The sequence below is a fragment of the Methylomonas rivi genome (assembly GCF_024505165.1).
GTDB lineage: Bacteria > Pseudomonadota > Gammaproteobacteria > Methylococcales > Methylomonadaceae > Methylomonas > Methylomonas rivi.
In genome coordinates this window covers 1-20,250 of the sequence record NZ_JANIBK010000031.1, presented here as the reverse complement: position 1 = coordinate 20,250, position 20,250 = coordinate 1, and the positions used below count along the sequence as shown (strand labels likewise).

General features: G+C 52.6%; 21 protein-coding genes. 9 read left to right on the top strand and 12 right to left on the bottom strand.

Annotation, left to right across the window (positions count from 1 at the left end; all coding sequences use genetic code 11):
* Nucleotides 1–7 precede the first annotated feature (7 nt).
* Nucleotides 8–718 (top strand): DsbC family protein, encoded by a 711-nt coding sequence (locus NP596_RS08205; protein ID WP_256614827.1) that lies wholly within the window; start codon nt 8–10, stop codon nt 716–718.
* Nucleotides 719–815: 97 nt separating this feature from the next.
* Here the strand turns inward: NP596_RS08205 and mutS are convergent, their stop codons facing one another.
* Nucleotides 816–3,389, bottom strand: a complete 2,574-nt coding sequence (gene mutS / locus NP596_RS08200; RefSeq protein WP_256614826.1) for a DNA mismatch repair protein MutS — start codon at nt 3,387–3,389, stop codon at nt 816–818.
* Between the two features lie 166 nt (nt 3,390–3,555).
* On the opposite strand from mutS, the gene NP596_RS22000 reads away from it, so the two are divergent.
* Together NP596_RS22000 and NP596_RS08195 are read left to right on the top strand one after the other, a co-directional pair.
* Nucleotides 3,556–3,810, top strand: coding sequence for an integrase arm-type DNA-binding domain-containing protein (locus NP596_RS22000; protein ID WP_371927924.1), 255 nt, complete (start codon nt 3,556–3,558; stop codon nt 3,808–3,810).
* A 566-nt stretch (nt 3,811–4,376) separates the two neighbouring features.
* Complete coding sequence (locus NP596_RS08195) at nt 4,377–5,468, top strand: L-dopachrome tautomerase-related protein (RefSeq protein WP_256614824.1); 1,092 nt, start codon at nt 4,377–4,379, stop codon at nt 5,466–5,468.
* Here NP596_RS08195 and NP596_RS08190 read toward each other — a convergent pair.
* The 8 genes from NP596_RS08190 to NP596_RS08155 all read right to left on the bottom strand — a co-directional run bounded on the left by NP596_RS08190 (nt 5,465) and on the right by NP596_RS08155 (nt 11,363).
* A complete protein-coding gene (locus tag NP596_RS08190; protein ID WP_256614823.1) occupies nt 5,465–6,400 on the bottom strand; it encodes a LysR family transcriptional regulator in 936 nt (311 codons plus the stop codon). The genes NP596_RS08195 and NP596_RS08190 overlap by 4 nt on opposite strands.
* Nucleotides 6,401–6,516: 116 nt before the next feature.
* A complete protein-coding gene (locus NP596_RS08185; RefSeq protein WP_256614822.1) occupies nt 6,517–6,918 on the bottom strand; it encodes a type II toxin-antitoxin system VapC family toxin in 402 nt (133 codons plus the stop codon).
* A 40-nt stretch (nt 6,919–6,958) separates the two neighbouring features.
* Nucleotides 6,959–7,147 (bottom strand): hypothetical protein, encoded by a 189-nt coding sequence (locus tag NP596_RS08180; RefSeq protein WP_256614821.1) that lies wholly within the window; start codon nt 7,145–7,147, stop codon nt 6,959–6,961.
* A gap of 28 nt (nt 7,148–7,175) precedes the next feature.
* The gene (gene vapC, locus NP596_RS08175) at nt 7,176–7,562 is read right to left on the bottom strand and encodes a type II toxin-antitoxin system VapC family toxin (protein WP_256614820.1); all 387 of its coding nucleotides are present in this window, start codon (nt 7,560–7,562) and stop codon (nt 7,176–7,178) included.
* On the bottom strand, nt 7,559–7,762 hold the full coding sequence (locus NP596_RS08170; protein ID WP_256614818.1) for a type II toxin-antitoxin system VapB family antitoxin: 204 nt from the start codon (nt 7,760–7,762) through the stop codon (nt 7,559–7,561). Before NP596_RS08170 ends, vapC begins: the two co-directional genes overlap by 4 nt.
* A gap of 357 nt (nt 7,763–8,119) precedes the next feature.
* Nucleotides 8,120–9,100, bottom strand: coding sequence for a hypothetical protein (locus NP596_RS08165; RefSeq protein WP_256614817.1), 981 nt, complete (start codon nt 9,098–9,100; stop codon nt 8,120–8,122).
* A 3-nt stretch (nt 9,101–9,103) separates the two neighbouring features.
* Complete coding sequence (locus NP596_RS08160) at nt 9,104–10,204, bottom strand: AAA family ATPase (protein ID WP_256614815.1); 1,101 nt, start codon at nt 10,202–10,204, stop codon at nt 9,104–9,106.
* The gene (locus NP596_RS08155; protein WP_256614814.1) at nt 10,182–11,363 is read right to left on the bottom strand and encodes a DUF262 domain-containing protein; all 1,182 of its coding nucleotides are present in this window, start codon (nt 11,361–11,363) and stop codon (nt 10,182–10,184) included. The genes NP596_RS08160 and NP596_RS08155 overlap by 23 nt, the downstream gene beginning before the upstream one ends.
* Before the next feature lie 571 nt (nt 11,364–11,934).
* On the opposite strand from NP596_RS08155, the gene amoA reads away from it, so the two are divergent.
* The 6 genes from amoA to NP596_RS08125 all read left to right on the top strand — a co-directional run bounded on the left by amoA (nt 11,935) and on the right by NP596_RS08125 (nt 16,574).
* Nucleotides 11,935–12,687 (top strand): bacterial ammonia monooxygenase, subunit AmoA, encoded by a 753-nt coding sequence (gene amoA, locus NP596_RS08150; RefSeq protein WP_256614813.1) that lies wholly within the window; start codon nt 11,935–11,937, stop codon nt 12,685–12,687.
* A 12-nt stretch (nt 12,688–12,699) separates the two neighbouring features.
* Nucleotides 12,700–13,938 carry a bacterial ammonia monooxygenase, subunit AmoB gene (gene amoB / locus NP596_RS08145; protein WP_256614812.1) on the top strand — a complete coding sequence of 413 codons (1,239 nt, stop codon included), beginning with the start codon at nt 12,700–12,702 and terminating at the stop codon, nt 13,936–13,938.
* A 14-nt stretch (nt 13,939–13,952) separates the two neighbouring features.
* Nucleotides 13,953–14,726, top strand: coding sequence for a bacterial ammonia monooxygenase, subunit AmoC (gene amoC, locus NP596_RS08140; protein ID WP_256614811.1), 774 nt, complete (start codon nt 13,953–13,955; stop codon nt 14,724–14,726).
* A gap of 7 nt (nt 14,727–14,733) precedes the next feature.
* Entirely contained in the window at nt 14,734–15,963 is a 1,230-nt protein-coding gene (locus NP596_RS08135) for an MFS transporter (protein ID WP_256614810.1), read from the top strand.
* 50 nt (nt 15,964–16,013) lie between these two features.
* A complete protein-coding gene (locus NP596_RS08130) occupies nt 16,014–16,127 on the top strand; it encodes a PhzF family phenazine biosynthesis protein (protein ID WP_256614809.1) in 114 nt (37 codons plus the stop codon).
* A gap of 300 nt (nt 16,128–16,427) precedes the next feature.
* Nucleotides 16,428–16,574, top strand: coding sequence for a hypothetical protein (locus tag NP596_RS08125; RefSeq protein WP_256614808.1), 147 nt, complete (start codon nt 16,428–16,430; stop codon nt 16,572–16,574).
* Here NP596_RS08125 and NP596_RS08120 read toward each other — a convergent pair.
* The 3 genes from NP596_RS08120 to NP596_RS08110 all read right to left on the bottom strand — a co-directional run.
* A complete protein-coding gene (locus NP596_RS08120) occupies nt 16,562–18,637 on the bottom strand; it encodes a diguanylate cyclase (protein ID WP_256614807.1) in 2,076 nt (691 codons plus the stop codon). The two genes, NP596_RS08125 and NP596_RS08120, sit on opposite strands and share 13 nt — an antisense overlap.
* Before the next feature lie 199 nt (nt 18,638–18,836).
* On the bottom strand, nt 18,837–19,601 hold the full coding sequence (locus tag NP596_RS08115; protein ID WP_256614806.1) for an inositol monophosphatase family protein: 765 nt from the start codon (nt 19,599–19,601) through the stop codon (nt 18,837–18,839).
* A gap of 85 nt (nt 19,602–19,686) precedes the next feature.
* A partial coding sequence (locus tag NP596_RS08110; protein ID WP_371927923.1) for an ammonium transporter occupies nt 19,687–20,250 on the bottom strand: 564 nt, incomplete at its 5' end.

Genomic DNA, 20,250 nt, shown 5'->3' with positions numbered 1-20,250 from the left:
TCATACCATGAAAAAAATCTCTGGAATTGTATTGTTTGCGGTCGCCATGCTGGCGGTCAATATCGTTTCCGCGGACGAAGCCGCCATTAAAAAAGCCTTAAGCGAGTTTATGCCGGGCGCGCAAGTCGATTCCGTTAAACCCAGCGAAGTCAACGGCTTGTTCGAAGTGATCGCCGGCGGCAATATTTTCTATGCTTCCGAGGACGGACGCTATTTGTTGCAAGGCCAGTTATTCGATGCGGTCGAAAAGAAAAATATCACCGAAAGCAAGTTGGCGGGCGTGCGCAAAGCGGATTTGGATAAAGTCGGCGAAAAAAACATGATTATTTTCAAGCCGGCAACCAGCAAACATGTGGTTTCGGTGTTTACCGACATCGATTGCGGCTATTGCCGCAAATTGCATTCCGAAATCGATCAGTATATGGCGCAGGGCATTACCGTGCGTTATTTGTTCTTCCCCAGAGCCGGCAAGGGCTCGGAGTCTTATTCCAAAGCCGTTTCGGTCTGGTGCGCCGCCGATAAGCAAAAGGCCCTGACCGCCGCCAAAAAAGGCGATACCTTGGAGTCCAAAACCTGCGACAACCCGGTCGATCAGCACATGGCCTTGGGCGAGGCGTTCGGCATGAGCGGCACGCCGATGATTGTTACCGGCAAGGGCAATGTTCTGCCGGGCTATGTGCCCGCGGCGCAGTTGGCGAAAATTTTAAGCAACGAATAATTTCCAAGTCACCGAGATTTGTCTTCGGTAACTTTGTAGGCATGTGTGGGCGACAAGCTGCCGTCCATACATGCAAGTCGTTAACGGTTCCCTCGAGTCACTTCCATTCTTTCAGCATTTTCTTCAACCGGTACAATTCGTCCAGCGCCTGCCGAGGACTGAGATTATCCGGGTCGATTTCCTCCAACAGCACTACGGCCGGATGACATTCGCGGCTGGTAAATAAATCCAGCTGATTCACTTCATGATGGCTTTGCTGCTCGATGTAGGCGGTGTTTTCCAGTTGTTGCAATTTGCTTTTGGCATTGGCGATCACGCTTTGCGGTACGCCCGCCAACGCCGCAACTTGCAAACCGTAACTCTGGCTGGCGGGGCCTTCTTTCACCGCATGTAAAAACACGATTTTGTCGCCATGTTCCATCGCATCCAGATGAATATTGTGGATGCCGGTTTGCTCTTCGGCTAGCGTGGTCAGTTCGAAATAATGGGTGGCGAATAGCGTGTAGGCCCGAGTTTGCCGGGCCAGATAGTCCGCGCAAGCCCAGGCCAAAGACAGGCCGTCGAAGGTGCTGGTGCCGCGGCCGATTTCGTCCATCAATATCAGGCTGTTGCTGGTGGCGTTATGCAGAATATTGGCGGTTTCCGACATCTCCACCATGAAGGTCGAGCGGCCGCTGGATAAGTCGTCCGAGGCGCCGATGCGGGTGAAAATTTTATCGATAGGCCCGCAGCGCAGGGATTGCGCGGGGACGAAGCAACCGATATGGGCCAGCAATACGATCAAAGCCGCTTGGCGCATATAGGTGGATTTACCGCCCATATTCGGGCCGGTAATGACCAGCATGCGGCGTTCGTCGGAAAAATCCAAATCGTTGGCCACGAAAGGGATGCTGGACAGCTGTTCCACTACCAAGTGGCGGCCGGCGATAATATCGATGCCTGGTTGCTGATCCAGAACCGGTTGCGTCAAATTCAAGGTTTCGGCGCGTTCGGCGAAATTAACCAGTACATCCAGCTCGGCCAGCGCCTCGGCGCACAACTGCAAATCCGGCAAGCAGGCGGCCAGGGTAGTCAGCAATTCATCGTACAAGGCTTTCTCGAACGACAGCGATTTTTCCCGGGCGCTTAGCACTTTGTCTTCAAAGTTTTTAAGTTCGGCGGTGATATAACGCTCGGCGCCTTTCAGGGTTTGCTTGCGGGTGTAATGCGCCGGCACCTTGTCGGCTTGGGTATTGGATATCTCGATGTAATAGCCATGCACCCGGTTGTAATTGACCTTTAAATTGTTGATGCCGGTACTGGCGCGCTCGCGCAACTCCATATCGATCAGAAATTGATCGGCGTTTTGACTGAGATTGCGCAGTTCGTCCAGTTCCGGGTGATAACCCGGCGCGATCACGCCGCCGTCGCGGATCAATACCGGCGGATTGTCGATGATGGCGCGTTGCAGCAGATTCAGCATGTCGGGCTGTTCCCGCAAGGCTTGCCGCAATTGCTCCAGGTGCGGGTTTTCGCTATCGGCCAGTTGGTTTTGCAAGGCCGGCAATACGCCCAAGGTTTGGCGTAAAACCAATAAGTCCCGCGGGCGGGCGGATTTCAAGGCGATGCGCGAACTGATGCGCTCAATGTCGCCTACCTGGCGCAGACTGGTTTGTAAATCGCGGTATAGCTGTTTATCCAACAAACTGGCCACGCAGGCGTAGCGCCCGTTGACGATGGCCTGGTCGCGTAGCGGGCGATGTATCCAGCGCCGTAGGCAACGTCCGCCCATGGCCGTGGCGGTTTTATCCAGCACGCCCAACAAGGTGTATTGCAATTGTCCGCTGGGGTGGCTGTCCAGCTCCAGATTACGGCGGCTGGCTGCATCCAGGCTGATGCCGTCGTCGGCATCTTCGACCCGAATGCCTTGAATATGCGGCAGGGCGCTTTGCTGGGTATCGCGCACATATTGCAGCAAACAACCCGCCGCGCAAATGGCGGCCGGCAGATGTTCGCAGCCGAAGCCTTTCAGGTCGTGGCTGTTGAACTGCTTCAGAATCAGCTGCCGGCAACTGTCCAAATCGAAATGCCAGGGCGGCCGCTTGCACAAGCCCTTGCGTTCCTTGAGGGCGGCGGGTAACGCCGTGTCTTCGCTGTAGAGTAATTCGGCCGGATTCAGACGTTCGATTTCGCTAAGTAATTGGGTTTCGCCGTCCTGTTGTTGCAGCACGAACTTGCCGCTACCCAGATCCAGCGTTGCCAGTCCGTAATATTTATCGAATACCGCCAACGCCACCAGTAAATTGTCCTTGCGGTCTTCCAGCAACGCTTCGTCTGTCACGGTGCCGGGCGTGACGATGCGCACCACCTTGCGCTCGACCGGCCCCTTGGATTTTGCCGGATCGCCGATTTGTTCGCAAATGGCAATCGACTCGCCCTGCTTTAACAGGCGGGCAATGTAATTTTCCGCCGCATGGTAGGGAATCCCGGCCATGGGGATGGGTTGGCCGCCGGATTGTCCGCGCGCGGTGAGCGTGATATCCAGCAAACGCGCGGCCTTTTTGGCATCATCGAAGAACAGCTCGTAAAAATCCCCCATGCGGTAAAAAAGCAAGGTGTCCGGATGTTGGGATTTGATGCGCAGATACTGCATCATCATAGGGGTGTGTTGAGTTGTCTCGTCTTTCTGCATATCTTGGTATTCGTGGTATTACGGCTTATATAGCTCGATTCTATTGCATTCTTGGCAAAAGGTTTAGGCTATCTACGGTCAACTAAAGCTAGGCTAAGTCAGCTTTTTGGCGTGACATTTAGATCAGCGAAAACTGAAAGTTACGCCTGGGAGTTCTGAACTTTAAATGTTACGCCATTTTGATGCTAAGGCAGCTAAATCTCTATCGCCCGGACAACATATTATTATCTCTGATTACTCTGGGTTGCGTCTAACTGCAACTGCTACGACGAGGACTTGGGTATATCGGTATAAAAGTCCTATTGATAATCGTATGAGACAAACGGCTATCGGTCGCTGGCCTGCGGTATCATTCCCGGCAGCCATTGTCGAATGGAAAAAGCTTAAAGCTGATCGCGAAAGGGTATCGATCATGCTTTGAAGACAAAAACTAATCGACAAGAAAAAGCAAAAGGCTAAAGAAATACAATGCCTTGTCGATTCTGAAAATGCTTACATCGTAAGTGTCGAAAATGGTCCTCTTTGTGCGTGTAGTGGGCCTACAGCTTTACTGATTGGGTTCGTACACTAACCATCATGAGGTTGTACTATTTCTAGCGCTGCGAGGCCCGGAAAGCAAAGCGCTAGCGAGCGAAGGCCGAGTAGTCCCTGGAAGCCGTAGCGCCGGGCGGTTTTTCGATAAGAAAAACTGCAAGGCATCGCGAAACGGCGTCGAGTCATGCGAGAGCCAAGGCTTTGATCCCCTTGCTGGGTCAAAGCCGAGGTGACGCGGACGGCCAGGGCCGCCGAAGGCAATCACCGTGACGGTGGAGTCCCGATTTTCGTCCCATGGATGGGCGAAAATCTTTACGGACGGAAGCCGTCACTCGCCGATCGAGCACCTGGCGTTACATCAATTTTGCCCATGGCACCATTAATAAACTTCATTTCACGCCTCCCCAGCACTTCAGTATGGTGTGCCAAGTCAATTAACTTTTGGGGAAAACCATGAAAATTTTTAAAACACTGGGTATCGTTATGCTGTTGGCGAGTGGGTACGTCTTTGCGGCCGGCAACTCACACTTTGAGGTATTGGCCGAATTGGATACCGGGCCGGGCAATGTCACGGCAACCGCCAACGGCCGGATCGTGATGAGCCAACATCAGTTTTATCAACCGCAATACGCCGTAGTGGAATACAAGGACCACAAGTTGATCCCTTTCCCCAATCGAGCATGGTCGGCGGCCAATTCGACTGCGGCGGTCAAGCTTGATTCGGTATTGGGCATACGTTCGGATGCCAACGGCACGGTGTGGATGCTGGATAACGGCATGCGTAGCGGCGTGACGCCCAAACTGGTCGGCTGGAATACCAAGACCGATAAATTGCAACGACTGATTTACCTGCCAACGCCGATTGCGCCCAAGGACGCCTTCGTCAACGATTTTGCGCTGGATGCCAGGCACAATCATGCCTACATCAGCGATCCGGCCGGCGGCGGCAATGCGGCGTTGATTGTGGTCAATCTCTATACCGGCGCCGCGCGGCGGGTGTTGGAAGGCCATGCCAGCGTGGTGCCGGAAAACGTCGATCTTGTCATCGACAACGTGCCGATTCAAGTTAAAACAACTGCCGGCGAATTGGTCAGGCCGCATATCGGCGTCAATCCGATCACCGAGGATTTGGCTAACGAATGGGTATATTTTGGCCCTATGCATGGGCTAAGTTTGTACCGCGTTAAGGCCGCCGATTTGGTCGACGAGTCTTTAACGGCGCAACAGCTCGCCAGCCGGGTGGAACGCTATAGCGGCAAACCGATCTCGGACGGTATCAGCATCGATAAGAATAACAACATCTATCTGGGCGATCTTGCCAACAATGCCATCGGCGTAATCGGCACCGACCGCAAATACCGACAACTGGCGCAATGCCCCAGACTGTCCTGGGTCGATTCATTCAGCTTCGGCCCTGACGGACTGTTTGCCGTGGTCAATCGCCTGCATCGCTCGGCAACGCTCAACGGCGGCGATGCGCAATCCAAATCGCCTTACTATCTGTTAAAGGTGAAAGCTCTGGCGACGGGGTTACCGGGGCGCTAAAGTGCTATGGCCGTAGCATCGATGTTACGGCCTATTGCCATGATCTGCTCGCGCAGCCAGCAATGGGCCGGGTCTTTTTCCCGCAACGGATGCCAGATCATCGCCAGATCGTAGTTCGGAAGTTCTAGCGGCACCGGCAAAATCTTCAACGCCACCAGTCTCCGAAATTGCGCCGCCAAGCGATAAGGTAAGGACAAAATCATATCGGTTTCCGCCACGATCAACGGTGCCGATAAAAAATGCGGCACGATCAAATTGATGCGCCGTTCCAGGCCCAGCTCAGCCAGCTTTTCATCGATCACGCCGACCTGACTGCCGGTGCGCGAAATCAGCATGTGGCCAGCCGCCAGGTATTCCTCCAGCGTAGGCGCATGGCGGATTTTAGGATGGTCTTTACGGACCACGCAGGCCATCTGGTCGACAAATAAATGCTCGCAGTTTAGCTGTGCCGGCGGCTCCAAAACCGAAGCAAAACCGAGCACCACATCCAGACTGCCGTTTTCCAATGGCGTCACCGGAAATACCGATTCCGTGCGTTTGATATGGATGTCGACGCCGGGCGCGGTTTGCTCGATCAAGCGGGAAAACTCAGGCAATAGCAAAAACTCCATGTAATCGGTGGCGGCGATGGTAAAGCGGCGCTGGCTGGTTGTCGGGTCAAAGGCCTGCGGCGGTTCCAGCAGGCGTTCCATTTCCAGCAGTAGGCTACGCACGGGAGCCACTAACGCCAATGAGCGATCGGTTGGCTGCATGCCGCTGGGCGTTTTGACCAGCAGCGGATCGTCCAATTGCTGGCGCAAACGATGCAAGGTATGGCTCATCGCCGACTGCGTGACGAACATGCGCTCGGCCGCACGGGTGACATTGCGTTCCTGCATCAACACATCGAAAGCCAACAATAGGTTTAAATCGAAATTGCGGAGATTGGACATATTCCATTCCTCACTGAAAGACAGGCTGCATGGTAACTGCATAGGCCACCTCAAACCAGCCAGCTATTACGCTTGAAGGATAACGTATGCTCAAATTTTCAGCATTTAGGTGATGGTCAAACCACAGTGACTTTAATTTCCTGAATGGCTGCCAACTTTTTATCGCCCGTCAGAAACTGATCCGCGCCGGACGTTATAGCGCAAGCCAGCTGGATGGCATCGGGTGTGCGTAGGGAACCGGGATGGTTGGCTCGCAACTCGGTGGCTATATCGATGACGGTTGCATCAAGTTCGACCACTTCCAAAGCCGGTAACCGAAAAAAGCGGTCATAGCAATTCAGCAATTCCGGATTTTTGGCTTTCAGCGGCAATACCCGGCATTCCAGAAATGACAATCGGGATATCACCAGTTGAGTTTTCGCCTGTAGAGCCTGATTGATCAGCAAACGGGTCCCGCCCCTGATCTTGTTGCGATTCGAGCAAATAAAGATGCTGCAGGCATCCGGGAACAGCTTCATGGCCTATCCCATTCATCGCGCAACGCTTGAAATTCGGTATTTATTTCCGCGTCGCTACGTTGACCGACCGGCAGGCTTTGCAGAAAACTCGACATAGCCTCGTTGGCACCGGTTTCGATTGTTGAATCGGATTTGGATTCCAGAAATCCCCGACAAACTGAAGCACTTCCAAAGCCTTGGCTTGTGGCAAGAATTTGACGTGTTGGTAGATGGTTTCGGCGATGGACATTTTTGTCTCCATAACAGTTTGCTCCGGTTTACCCGTCGCAAAAATGCTCGACCGGAAGGTGTTGAAAATGTTTGTCCAAGGTTAAAACCGTTATGGCATGACGTTGGGCGATGACGGCAATCAAAACATCGGTCAACGGCAAGGTTAAACCTTTTGCTCGTAATTGTTGGGCGAGTATCCCAGCCGTGAACCAATCGCTATCTTCGGTTGGCAGGTAATGTATGGACCGGAATAGCAGCCTTAAACGCTGGCTTTCCTTTTCCTGTTTAACACCTTGCAACAATTCCGCAATGACCACACCCGTTATGGCAGCTTGGTTGGTTTCAATTAATGCTGCAACCTGATCACCCAAACGACCGTTTTTAGATTTGAAAAAGTCGATCCAGGCGCAGGTGTCGATCATTACCCGTTTCATGATCGACGTTCCAAATCGCGCAATTGCTGCCAGTTGTCTTCAATATCGACTGCCCCCCGGCAATTCAGCAATTCTTGACGTTGCTTAAAGAGGATGTATTCTTCAATGGCTTTGGCAATGCTTTCCTTGGTGGTTTTGGCTTGGGTGTAAGTCAGCAGTTGTTCCAGTACGGCGTTGTCCAGGGAAATGGTAGTTTTCATTGCAACTGTCCTCTTGATAGTCTTTCAATGCTTGGGCGTAATTATGGCGTGGAAACTTGCCCAAGCTATCGGTTAACATTGAACCGCATCGTTCGCGATTGATGCGGTTCGTTCCTCACCGTATCCTGCCGGGCTGAAACCAGCTTTCATGGTAACTGCAAAAGCCAGTCCAAACCAGCCACCGATTCCAACCACAAAACGACCCCTCATGCCGATAGAATTACGCCGGCAATGAATGGCAGCGTTTGGAAGTGGCGAATTGTCACAAACGACCCTTATTAGTCGCTCGTAACCGCTTCCAGTCAATGACAACTTTCTCGGCTAAGCGGTCAGCCTTTATTATTCATATTTCCACACTCAATGTGGAAAAAGCACCGTCGGAAGATGATTTCCGATATAACCGATTATGAAGTCGCGTTCATTTCTGTCTTCAATGAAATGAACACGGTGGCTCTTAGAAAAATCAGTATGATTTTCGTATGTGCCAAATGTATTGCCATCTGGCATGCGGAATTTACGGGCGGCAAGGCAATCAGCGTTGCTCATGGTAGAAGCACTTTCTCCTCGCCATTGAAATAGATAACTCGGAGTAACTGATTCAGCGTCACGCCAGTTTTCGGCTGTTTCGTTCATTTTGGCCAGTTTTGCCAACACTCGGGTAATATATCGTGATTCGATCTGCTCGATCTGATCAGCCACATCAGGTGAGAATCGTAGATTTGGAAAAAGCTTTTCCTTTTCAAAATTCAATTCCGCTGCTGTGGTAACTGAGCTGATATATCTTTTCTCGAACAGTTCCTGGAGCAAATAGCAGTGGCCTTCCCGGCAGGCATGGTCAACCACAACTTCTCGAATAATTGATAGGTCACTGCAAACATATGCTCGGAGCTGATGCGTGTCCCATATAGGAGACGTGGGCACGCTGACGACAATATCTCCACTGTAAATCGCGAATCCAACTGCAAAACAGTCTGGTCCTTCAGCGGTGGCTACGCGGTACTCTTGATCAATCAATGCGTCTTCAAGCTCTTGATCAAGTAATACGCCGTTTTCAATCGGTATCTTTGTATCGAGTGTCAATACGAAGGATCGCATTTCACGATCTATGGTGTTATCAAATAACCAATCTTCTACAGCCCATTTATCACCAGACTGTGTTGATATACGGACATCCTGAAGGCAGCATTGAGACCGGACGACATTATTAGTGACCCTTATGTCAATTAGTGTGCCAATAACCGAAACAAACTCTTCAAAAGCTTTACGTGCCGAATTTAAGTCTGGAACAGAACAACTTTTAACCGATGTTTCATTGAAAATGATATCTGGAATACGCATATATCAAGTTTTCGATTTACGAACGAGTGCCGCGAGCATGCGTTCGTGTTCATCAAAAAAGCCGTCAGGCCAGAAGGAAAGCCTACCGTTAGCATCAATTTCCGGTGTTTCTATATAGGCATTTGTCCCTTCACGTTGGAAGTAATGAAATGCGACGTTTTCAGGTGCTAACTCTTCTCGACGAACTGCGACACGCAATCCATTCATGACGTGGTCACTGTGGGTCTCTAAAATAACCTGCACATTTCGACCAACCAAAGCAATCAACCTTGCAAGTTCGGCTTGGCCTCGTGGATGTAAGTGAGCCTCAGGGTTTTCCAATAGTAATACGGTGCCAGGCTCAGCAGAAAGCATAGCCACTACGAGTGGCAAACAATACGTCAACCCGAAGCCAACATGAGTTGGCCTATAATAACGCGAAGCCACATCGCCTCGCCGTTCGAAACCATAGCCTAGCAGAGAAACTCCGGCGTCACGTAGCGGTTTCACATCTATTCGTACACCGGGACTAAGCTCGCCTAACCATGCCTGAACGTGATGAATAAGGCTATCGCCTTTAGCTGCCGGATGGCGTGCGGCAATATTTTCGACTGGCGCATCGCCATGTTCGATTAGGTAGCGAATCGCATATTCGCCGTAAATACCTAATCCTTTTGTTTGCTCCACATCTTCATATGGATAGGTCAACCTCGGACCCCAACGTTCCGCGCTTAGATAGGAAAACCGTAACTGGTCAAGGGTCGCCAAATCGTTGCGCCCGAATATATCCTCTGTAACAAGCCGGTGAGTCTGGGGATTGTATTTGAAACGCCAAGAATGCGATTGCTCAGACGTTTCACAAGCTATCAATATTTCATCAGTTTCGGCAAACTCGTATAACAACTCTCGACCACTGCCCTGAGATACGTAGTCGCCATTGGGAAATAATTCGATGTGATCAGTGCTTGGATCTCGTTGATAATCGATCTGTTTCAAAAGCAAGAGTGCTTGTATTACCGAACTTTTACCCGCACTGTTCAATCCGGCAAGCAGCGTGACGTTGCGAAATGGAATTTCTAGTGCCTTAAATCCCTTGAAGTTTTCAAGATGCAGCTTTTTCAGCATGTATAACCTCCTGAATCAACTTTTCGATTTTACTAAACCGCTCCTTTACATTTGAGACAGAGCCGGTAGCGACTGAAATCGACGATTGGAATGAATAATCTTTTACCATTAGGTATGCGAATCTCTTCATGAGGTCATCACGATGTTTCTCAAGATAATCTATCTCTGCTTTCGAAAGTTTTGATAAATGTACAGCCCATACTTCGAAAAGCGCCTTGTTAATTGGGCTTAACCTATATCCGGAACCGTAATATTTTCGAAACGCCCATTTCCCAAAAAGTCGCTTTGCTGCATCCATCGTATTTTTGAAGCATTTGGTTAGATCCTGAATTTTATTACTCGGCCACGAATTGATTTCATCCATGGTTTGAATTAACAATGCATCGAGATCACCGGTATTGTATTTATCCGGAGGATTAATGTAAAAAGCGCAAAATCTGAGTACGCACTCCCGATCGGCCATGCGTTCGTCACGAATACTGTTGCGAGTGGCCTCTTTAAAATTTCTGGATTCAGCCAATTCCTTTAGTAATTTTGTTGCGGCTCCTTGCTTTATCGCGTGACGAATTTCCTGTGCCGATAACGGCAATCCGCCGGTGTTGATGCGCTTAAAGATATTAAACATAACCGGCGACGGAGTACCCGGCTGTATTATGTGAACGGTTACTTCGCTTTCCAAGATTCGGCGTTGCATCTGCCGACTAAGGTCAACGAATTTTTTGCCGTTCAGCTTATGAAGAAACTCTAGGCCTTGCAACACCAACACTTTGTCATGAATGAACTCTTTAAGTGTCGTGATACGTTGAAGGCCATCAACTACAGACCAGCAATCATGTTGATTCGATGCAACATAAAATACAGGTAAAGGGATCCGTAGCAGCAAAGACTCAATGAGGCGCGATTTTCTAGTCAAGTCCCAAATGCCGGCCCGACGCTGAAAGTCGGGCATTAAGTCTATCTCTTCATCGCCGCCTCGAATCCTTGCCATGATCAAATCAACCGTCATAGGTTTAGTTTTGACATCGATCTTCTCAGGATCGAACGGCTCGACTATTGCTGCAGAGTCATCAGATGTTTTCTCAACCTCTATTCCAGTGCGCTGCTGATCAGAAGTCAATTCTTCCAATAACTCTTGTTCTTGCAAGTTTTCGTTATCCATACTTATCAAATCGATTCATTCTTCGCCTAACAAATTGCCCATCACCAAAAACAACAATTCCAAAGAGTTTCTTGAGAGCTATCAGAATCTGCTCATTATAAGTGTAAAAAATGTAAACAAAGCCAAGTTTTACGGATGACTCATTTCACGGGACTGCTGCCATTGGCACTTTTGTTTCGTCTGTCCGCAGATGGCCGAGTGACGCAGTCATAAAGTCGATTTGCTTGCCGAATACCGACATTCGGCTGAGTCACCCGATACCTGAACTATTGTAATTGGATAGTTACCCCGGTCGGCAGGTATTGCCCGCCTCCCACCGCTCAAAATCCAGCCTATCTTGTACCCAAATCCGCCGCAAGCACAAATCCTGAAATCCCCATATGAACAGTCTTGATGATGGGATGAAGCTTATACATTTAACAAGCGGACGCTTTCTCCCTACTTTATACCGCGAGCGCGCCGAACAGCCATTCAGGTTTTAACTCCCCAAGGGTTGCCGGCGGTTGGCGGCGCGCCCAACTGATCATGCGACGACTGTCGCTTACTACGAAACATCATGGGGGAATCTACTATGTCCGCACAAATTCCAATTTCTACCTTCAAACCCTATCAGGGCGAGAAAGCCCGGTTGGCCAGGGCTTACGATTATCTGATCCTGGTTCTGGCGCTGTTTTTATTCATTGGATCGTTTCATCTGCATTTTGCCCTGACCGTCGGCGACTGGGACTTCTGGGTCGACTGGAAGGACAGGCAATGGTGGCCGTTGGTGACGCCATTAATCGGCATCACCTTTCCAGCCGCCGTGCAAGCGGTGCTGTGGGATAAGTTTCGACTGCCTTTGGGTGCTACCTTATGCGTCGCCGCGTTGTTGATCGGTACCTGGGTAACGCGCGTGTTTGCCTACCACTACTGGAACTATTTCCCCATCAACATGGTGTTGCCGGCGACGATGATTCCGGGCGCTTTGGTATTGGACACCTTACTGATGCTGACTAATAGTCTGACCGTCACGTCCATCTTTGGCGGCGCGGCGTTTGCGTTGCTGTTTTACCCCACCAACTGGCCGATCTTCGGCATGTTCCACCAAGCGGTCGAAGTGGCCAATAGCCAGCTGACGGTGGCCGATTTGTTTGGTTTTCAATACATCCGTACCGGCATGCCGGAATATCTGCGCATCATCGAGCGCGGCACCTTGCGCACCTACGGCCAGTATGCGACGCCGCTATCGGCTTTCTGTTCGGCGCTGCTGTGTTCGCTGATGTATCCGTTGTGGTGGCATATCGGCAAGTGGTTTGCCAGTACCCGTTACCTGACCAAAATTTAAGGAGCAGCCAATATGAAAACGCATTTTAAAACCTGGCTGTTAGCCTTGATCGCACTCACGGTAATGTCCGGTTTACCCCTCTCGTCTGCCCAGGCCCACGGCGAAAAAGCCCTGGAACCGTTCATCAGGATGCGAACCATACAATGGTACGACGTGCAATGGTCCACGCAAAAATTCAACGTCAACGAAGAAGTCAGCGTCAGCGGCAAGTTTCATGTCGCAGAGGATTGGCCGATCAGCGTACCCAAGCCGGAAGCCAGCTTTTTGAATATCTCCACCCCCGGACCGGTTTTGATTCGCACCGAACGCTATCTGAACGGCAAACCCTGGACCAACTCGGTAGCCTTGCAACCAGGCGGCGATTACGATTTTAAAGTGGTCCTGAAAGGCCGTTTGCCTGGGCGTTATCACATCCATCCGTTTTTTAACCTGAAAGACGCGGGGCAAGTCATGGGGCCCGGCGTTTGGCTGGAAATCGGCGGGGAACCCGGCGACTTTAGCAACACCATCAAAACCATCAACGGCGAAATGATCGACATGGAAAGTTTCGGTTTTGCCAATGGCGTGTTCTGGCACCTGTTTTGGGGCGCCTTGGCGGCGGCCTGGCTGTTATGGTGGGTGCGCCGGCCTTTATTTATCAGCCGTTACCGAATGCTGGATGCAGGGTTGGAACACGAACTGATTACGCCGCAGGATAAGTTGATTGCCAAATTGGTGTTGGTCGGCGTACCGGTCTTGGTACTGGTGCTGAATGCCGTCACCGCCAACCGTTATCCTGACGCCATCCCGCTGCAAGCCGGTTTGGATCAGATTCTGCCGCTACCGGCGCAAGTCAATGCCGGCACCGTCAATGTGGACACCCTTAAAGCGGAATACAACGTATCCAAACGCTCGATGGTGTTGCAGGTCAAGGTCGATAATCGCAGCCAGGGCGCGGTGCGGATTGGCGAATTTGCCAGTTCCAATGTGCATTTCATGAACGCCGATGTGACCAATGTCGGTTACATCCCCGGCAGGGATGACGTCAGCAACAACGGCCTGAGCCTGGATAACGTTGCACCCATAGAGCCCGGCGAACAACGCACTGTCAGCATCGAAGTGCGCGATGCAGCCTGGGAGTCGGAGAGGCTGGATGGTCTGATCCGAGATGCGGATTCCCGTGTGGGCGGCTTGCTGTTTCTTTACGACGATGTGATGGGCAAACGTTATATCTCCAGCATTTCCGCCGCCGTCATTCCCAAATTCATTTAATTCAGGAGCAGAACATGGCTACTACCAGCGAAGATATTATCTCAACCCAAGAAAACGCCCCCTCACTGCCTTGGTACTTGATCGACCTACCCAAATATTTAAAGGGCTTTGGCGTATTAACCGTGATCTACGTCAGTTTACGACTGTATCAAGGCGCCTTTGCCGTAGCGCACGGTTTGGATTCCACGGAACCTGCGTTCGAGCAATACTGGATGCGGCTGTTTTATATCGAACTGGCGGTTATCGCCGCCGTTGCCAGCGGCTTTTGGGGTTACTTATGGACCACGCGCGACCGGACTTTGGATCAACTGGAACCCAAGGAAGAGATACGCCGCTATTTCACGTTGACGATGTGGATCAGCATTTACACCTTTGCCGTGTATTGGGCGGGCAGTTATTTCGCCGAGCAGGACAATTCGTGGCACCAGGTGGCGATTCGCGATACGCCGTTTACCGCCAATCACATCATCGAGTTTTACTTCAATTTTCCGCTCTACGTGATTCTGGGCGGTTGTGCCTGGCTGTATGCCAGAACCCGCTTGCCCTTGTATGCCAAAGGCATCTCGCTGCCATTGACCTTGGCGGTGTTTGGGCCGTTCATGATCTTGGTCAGCGTCGGTTTCAACGAGTGGGGACATACCTTCTGGTTTAGAGAAGAATTCTTCGCTGCGCCGATTCATTGGGGCTTTGTGATCGGCGTGTGGTTTGCACTGGGTGTGGGCGGCATCCTGCTGCAAGGGGTTACTCGGCTGATTGAACTGCTGGACAAAATCGAAGACGCCGAATAAGTTCACCATGAGTGCATCCATGGCGCGTAGCGCACCCAGCCGCTTGCACTATGCCTGGATCGTGTTGGCGGTGACCTTCCTGTGTTTGTTTGTCGCCGCCGCGCTCCGCGCCTTACCCGGCATCCTGATGCTGGGGCTCGAACAGGAATTCGGTTGGAGCCGGCCGGCGATCAGCGGTGCGGTATCGGTCAATTTACTGGTGTTTGGATTTTCCGGGCCTTGGCTGGGACGATGGATGGACATCTACGGCCCGAAGTGGGTTTGCGTCATCAGTATTGCGCTGTTAACCCTGGCCGCCGGCGCTTGTGCATTGATGAACGAGCTCTGGCAGTTCTATTGCCTGTGGGGCTTGATTGTGGGAATTGGTTCCGGCGGTACGTCCATCGTGCTCGGTTCGGCATTGATCAACCGCTGGTTTCGGGAAAGACGCGGCTTGGCGTTAGGTATCCTGGGCGCAGCATTTTCGTCCGGGCAGTTGATCTTTACGCCGTTGGTGATGCAGATCAATACCGATTTCGGCTGGCGGCCGGGGCTGCTGATTTTGGCCGGGCTGTTGGGGCTAATCGTGCTGCCGTTGGCGGCATGGTTATTGGCGGACGAGCCAGAACAAAAAGGCTTATCTGCTTTTGGTGCTCCATCGCAAAAGCACGCTGCACCGCAAGATGAAGTGATTGCCATGCGTGAAGTCGTTGTTCGAGGCCAGTTTTGGTTGCTTGCGGTCAGTTTTGCAATCTGCGGCTTTACCACATCGGGCCTGTTTCAAACCCATCTGATACCGCATGGCATCGAGCATGGATTCTCCGAAATGACCATGGCCATGTCGTTGGGCTTGATGGGCGCCACCGACATAATTGGGACCCTGTTCTCCGGCTGGCTATGCGACCGTTTCAACCATCGCAAACTGCTGGCTTTTTATTATGCGCTACGCGGCTTGTCATTGATCGGCTTGCCTTATGTTGAATCCACCCAGCAGTTGATGCTGTTTTCTGTGGTCTACGGCTTGAACTGGCTGTCCACGGTGCCGGTAACGTCGACCTTAACCGCCGATTTGTTTGGCAGGCGTAACGTGGGTGTGGTGTTTGGCTGGATTTGCTGCGCGCATCAAATCGGTGCCGCCGCTGCCGCTTATTTTGCCGGTTATTTGCATAGCGTATTCAGCAATTACAACCTGGCTTTTGTTTGCTCGGGTGCGTTTGCCTTATTAGCCATGTTGATTGTCACCAGAATTCGCGAGTAATGCGCTGGCGAAACAAGCCCATTTTATTATTTATCCAAGGCTCTTACCCAGTGGATACAAAGCAGCGCAGGTATAAAGTCGTCGATGCGTTCACCAGCCAACCACTGTTGGGTAATCCGGTGGCGGTGGCGCTTGATGCCGAAGACTTGGACACTGAAACCTGACCATTGCCCGCTGGACCAATCTATCCGAGACGACCTTCTTGCTACCACCTACGACAGCCAAGGCGGATTAGCGGAAGCGGCAATGGCAGTGTGGCCATGTTTATGCGTGAATCGGATTGATTCCAGTGGAGGGGGGAAGCTACACCGCGGCACAAGGACAATGCGTCGGGCGAAATGGACGCATTGCAGTTCAGGTGGATTGCGAAGGGCGCGTCAGCATAGGCGGAGCCTGCATTACAAGCGTGGATGGGGTGTTATGCCGTTAATCTGCCAATGTCGGTTAAACGAATTACAGCAGACATGGATATTGAAAAATACGACCGTTGCTTTTGGGTCTTTTGCGACAATTCGCCTCCTCCAAAAGACCTCATTCGCTACTGGCGCAAGCATATCGGAATTGGTGGCCGGCAATTCATCGGAACAGGTGGCGGTTTTCAATCGGAATAACCGGCTGTTTTTGAGCGGAATGCGCCTGGGGCGCCGTGGACTTGGTCGCGGCCGTTATTTTTGGCGATATAAAGCGCTTCATCGGCATTTTTTAACAGGGTTTCGATATCGCAAGCCGTATCGGTTAACGTAGCGATGCCTATCGAGATCGTGACATGAAAGCGCGCATCGCCTTCGGCTTGCATTTCGGTATCGGCGATAGCCAGTCTCAAGCGTTCCGCGGCATCCCAGGCCTCGGACGCGTTGGTTTCGGGGAGCATGACGGCAAACTCCTCGCCGCCCAGGCGGCCGACGATATCCACATCGCGTAGGGTTTGCCGCAAGGTGGCCGCCAGTTTTTGCAACACAGTGTCGCCGGTCTTATGGCCGAAAGTATCGTTGACGGCCTTGAAGTGATCGATATCGAACATGATCAGCGATAAGCCTGTTCGGTAGCGTTGGGCGCGCGTCAATTCCGCCGTAGCCAATTCTATGAAGCGCCGGCGGGTGGCGAGTTCGGTGAGGAAATCGGTATGTGCCTGGCGTTCCAGCTCGGCGTCGGCCAGATGCCGTTCGATGGCAATACTGGCGAGGTTGGCGGCATAGCCGATGAGCTCCAGGGCCGCCGCATTCGGTTCGCTGGGCTGGCGGTGGTAAATGGCGAAAGTGCCGAGCAGACGGCCTTTGGATGACAGCATGGGCTCGGACCAACACGACGCCAACTCCGCGCTGACTGCCAAATCCTTGAAATCGGCCCAATAGGGATGGCTCTGGATATCGGCGACAATCACCCGTTGCAGGGTATGGGCGGCAGTACCGCAGGAACCCACGCCGTCGCCGATCTCTACCCCGTCGATGGCCTGATTGTAGAATTCAGGCAGGCTGGGGGCGGCGCCATTTCTCAAGTGACGGCCATCGCGGTCAAGCAGCAGGATGGAGCAAAGCATGCGTTGGTCTTCGGCTTCCACGCCCAACACGATGGCATGCAGAATTTTCTGTAACGATGCGCCCTTGGCGATGAGCTCCAGGGTGGCATTGCGCGCCCGATTCCGCCGCTCGGCCAGCCAGCGGTCGGTAATATCGCTGAAGTTTACCAGCCGGTAATCGTCAACCCAGGACAGACTGATGATGACGTAGCGGATGCTGCCGTCCTTACAGAGGATGGGCGCTTCCAAGATAGGAGGGCGCCTGTCGGTCCCTTTGGCCACGGCGGCTTCGCGCGCCCAGGCCCGCACAACGGTGTTGCGGAATGTTTCGTCCGGGTAGGCCAGCCGGTACCAATGTTCGACGGTTGGGATGTCTTCCATGCCGTAGCCGAACAGCTCAATGAATTTCTTATTGATGTATTTTACATTGCCGTCGACATCGGACATGCCGATGCCGGTTGGCGAGGAGTCCAGAAGCGTTTGCAATTGTTTCTGGCTGTCGCGCAAGGCCCGTTCGGTTCGCCTGCGTTCGGCAACCTCGAGGACCAGGAGGTCATTTTTAGTCGCGAGCTCTTCCGTGCGTTGTTCGATGCCTTGCTCGAGCCCCTGGTTCAAAGCCGCGAGGCGCTGTTCCGCATCGCGTTGGCGCAGGCGGTCGAGGCCGGCCGCGGCGAGCATTTGCGCTAACTGTACGTAAAACGCCATGATGGGTTCGATGCGTTCCCTGGGAATGACGGGCACCTTGCGGATCGCCGCCAGATAGGCTTTCTCGTCGAAGCCGCAATCGCGTGCCTGATTTTGGAAGAAAGCCATGTCTGGCGGTTCATGCAGGATTTGCCCGAAATACAAGGTTGCCAGCTGTTGTCCTTCGATAACGATGGGCGTGGCATAATCCACTAAGCCGTTCTTGCAGGTCGAGCCGACGAAGGAGGCGTCGCTCAGATGATCGGCCAGATAACAATTGCTTTCCAGGCAGCGGGCGTTGGAAAGGGGAGCCAGACGGTGAAAATCGGTACAGGCTTCCTGCCAGCCGATGGCGCTGATGACCTTATTCTCATGGTCTACAAGCCCGTGCAGAATCCCGGTCGCTTCGTAAAACGACGTCAGCATGCTATGGAATTTTTCGATGTCGACCAAGTCAGCGAAGCGGTAATCCATCTGGGACTCTATTGATAGCTTAGGCACCTATCGACAGTATCATACCTTGGATTATAAAAAAATCGGCTGCGGCGCAATAGCAGGCAAGTATTGGAAAACTGTTTGCACTCAGTAACGGATTCGTTCCAAGCCCGCATCGAAGCAGGTTCGGGCAAGTCAAAAGGGATGGATCGGCCTGAACAGCCAGCCGAACTATCGACTACATCAACGGCAATATTTGCTCGAGAATCTTGCCGTTGGTGGCCAGAATTTGTTTCGGGAAGACGCCGGGGTTGCCTTTGAAATCCGTCAGGGTGCCGCCGGCTTCCATGGCAATCAATGCGCCGGCCGCTACATCGTATAAATTCAGTTCCTGCTCCCAAAAGGCATCCACTTGGCCGTCGGCGACGGTACATAAATCCAGCGCCGCCGAACCCAGGCGGCGTTGGCCGGTGGTGGCCTGGGCGATACGGCCGAAGCGGGCCAGGTTATTGTCTTCCAAATACTGGCGCAGGCAGGCGAAGCCGGTCGAGACCATGCTGGCGGCCAAACTGGTTTCAGCGGATACGCGGATAGGTTTGCCGTTTTTAAACGCACCCTTGCCTTTTTCGGCGCAATAATAGTCGTCCAGGGCCGGACCGTAAACGGCGCCCATAATCAGTTCGCCGCCGATTTCCAGCGCCACGCTAATGCCCCAGAAGTATTGACCCTTGGAGAACGAATGCGTGCCGTCTATCGGGTCGACGATCCAGCGGCTGGCCTGATTGGCGGTTTTGCCGCTTTCTTCGCCCCAAAAACCGTATTCGGGACAATGCTCGTGCAGGGCTTGTTTCAGGTAGTTTTCGACGGCCACGTCGGCGTCGGTGACTAGGTCGCGGGCGCTTTTTTTATTGATCGCCAACTGATCCAGATCGTTGAAGTACGTCATCGCTACACCGCCGGCGGCGCGAACGATTTTTTCCAGAGTTTCGAGGGTAATAGGCATGTTGTTCTCGGGTGATAAGGAATGTGGGGCGGCGAAACGCCGCCCCCGCTAAACAAGGCCTTATTTTAACCCGGCAGCCTCGGGATTACAGATTGTGATAGCCGGTTTCTTCGTGCAGAACGATGTCCAGACCTTGTACCTCTTCGTCTTCGCTGACACGCACGCCCATGGTGGCATCGATAAACTTCAATATCAGATAACTGAACACGCCGCTCCAGGCCAGTGTTACCGCCACGGCCAAGGCTTGCACGCCGACCTGATCGGCTATGCTGACGCCGCTCAAGCCCAGGCCGCCGAAGCTCTCGGCCGCAAATACGCCGGTCAAAATCGAACCGACGCAACCGCCCACGCCGTGCACCGGAAATACGTCCAGCGAATCGTCGATTTTCAAGCCGCGTTTGATGTATTGGGTGGCGTAAAAGCACACGGCGCCGGCCACGACGCCGATGACCAAGCCGCCGATGGGGCCGACGAATCCCGAAGCCGGGGTAATGGTGCCCAGTCCGGCTACCATGCCGGTCACGATACCCAGTACGCTGGGTTTGCCGAAGCGCAGCCATTCGATGGTCATCCAGGTTAACGATCCGGCCGCGGCGGCGATGTGGGTTACCGCAATCGCCATGCCGGCGCTGCCGTCGGCGGTCAGGGC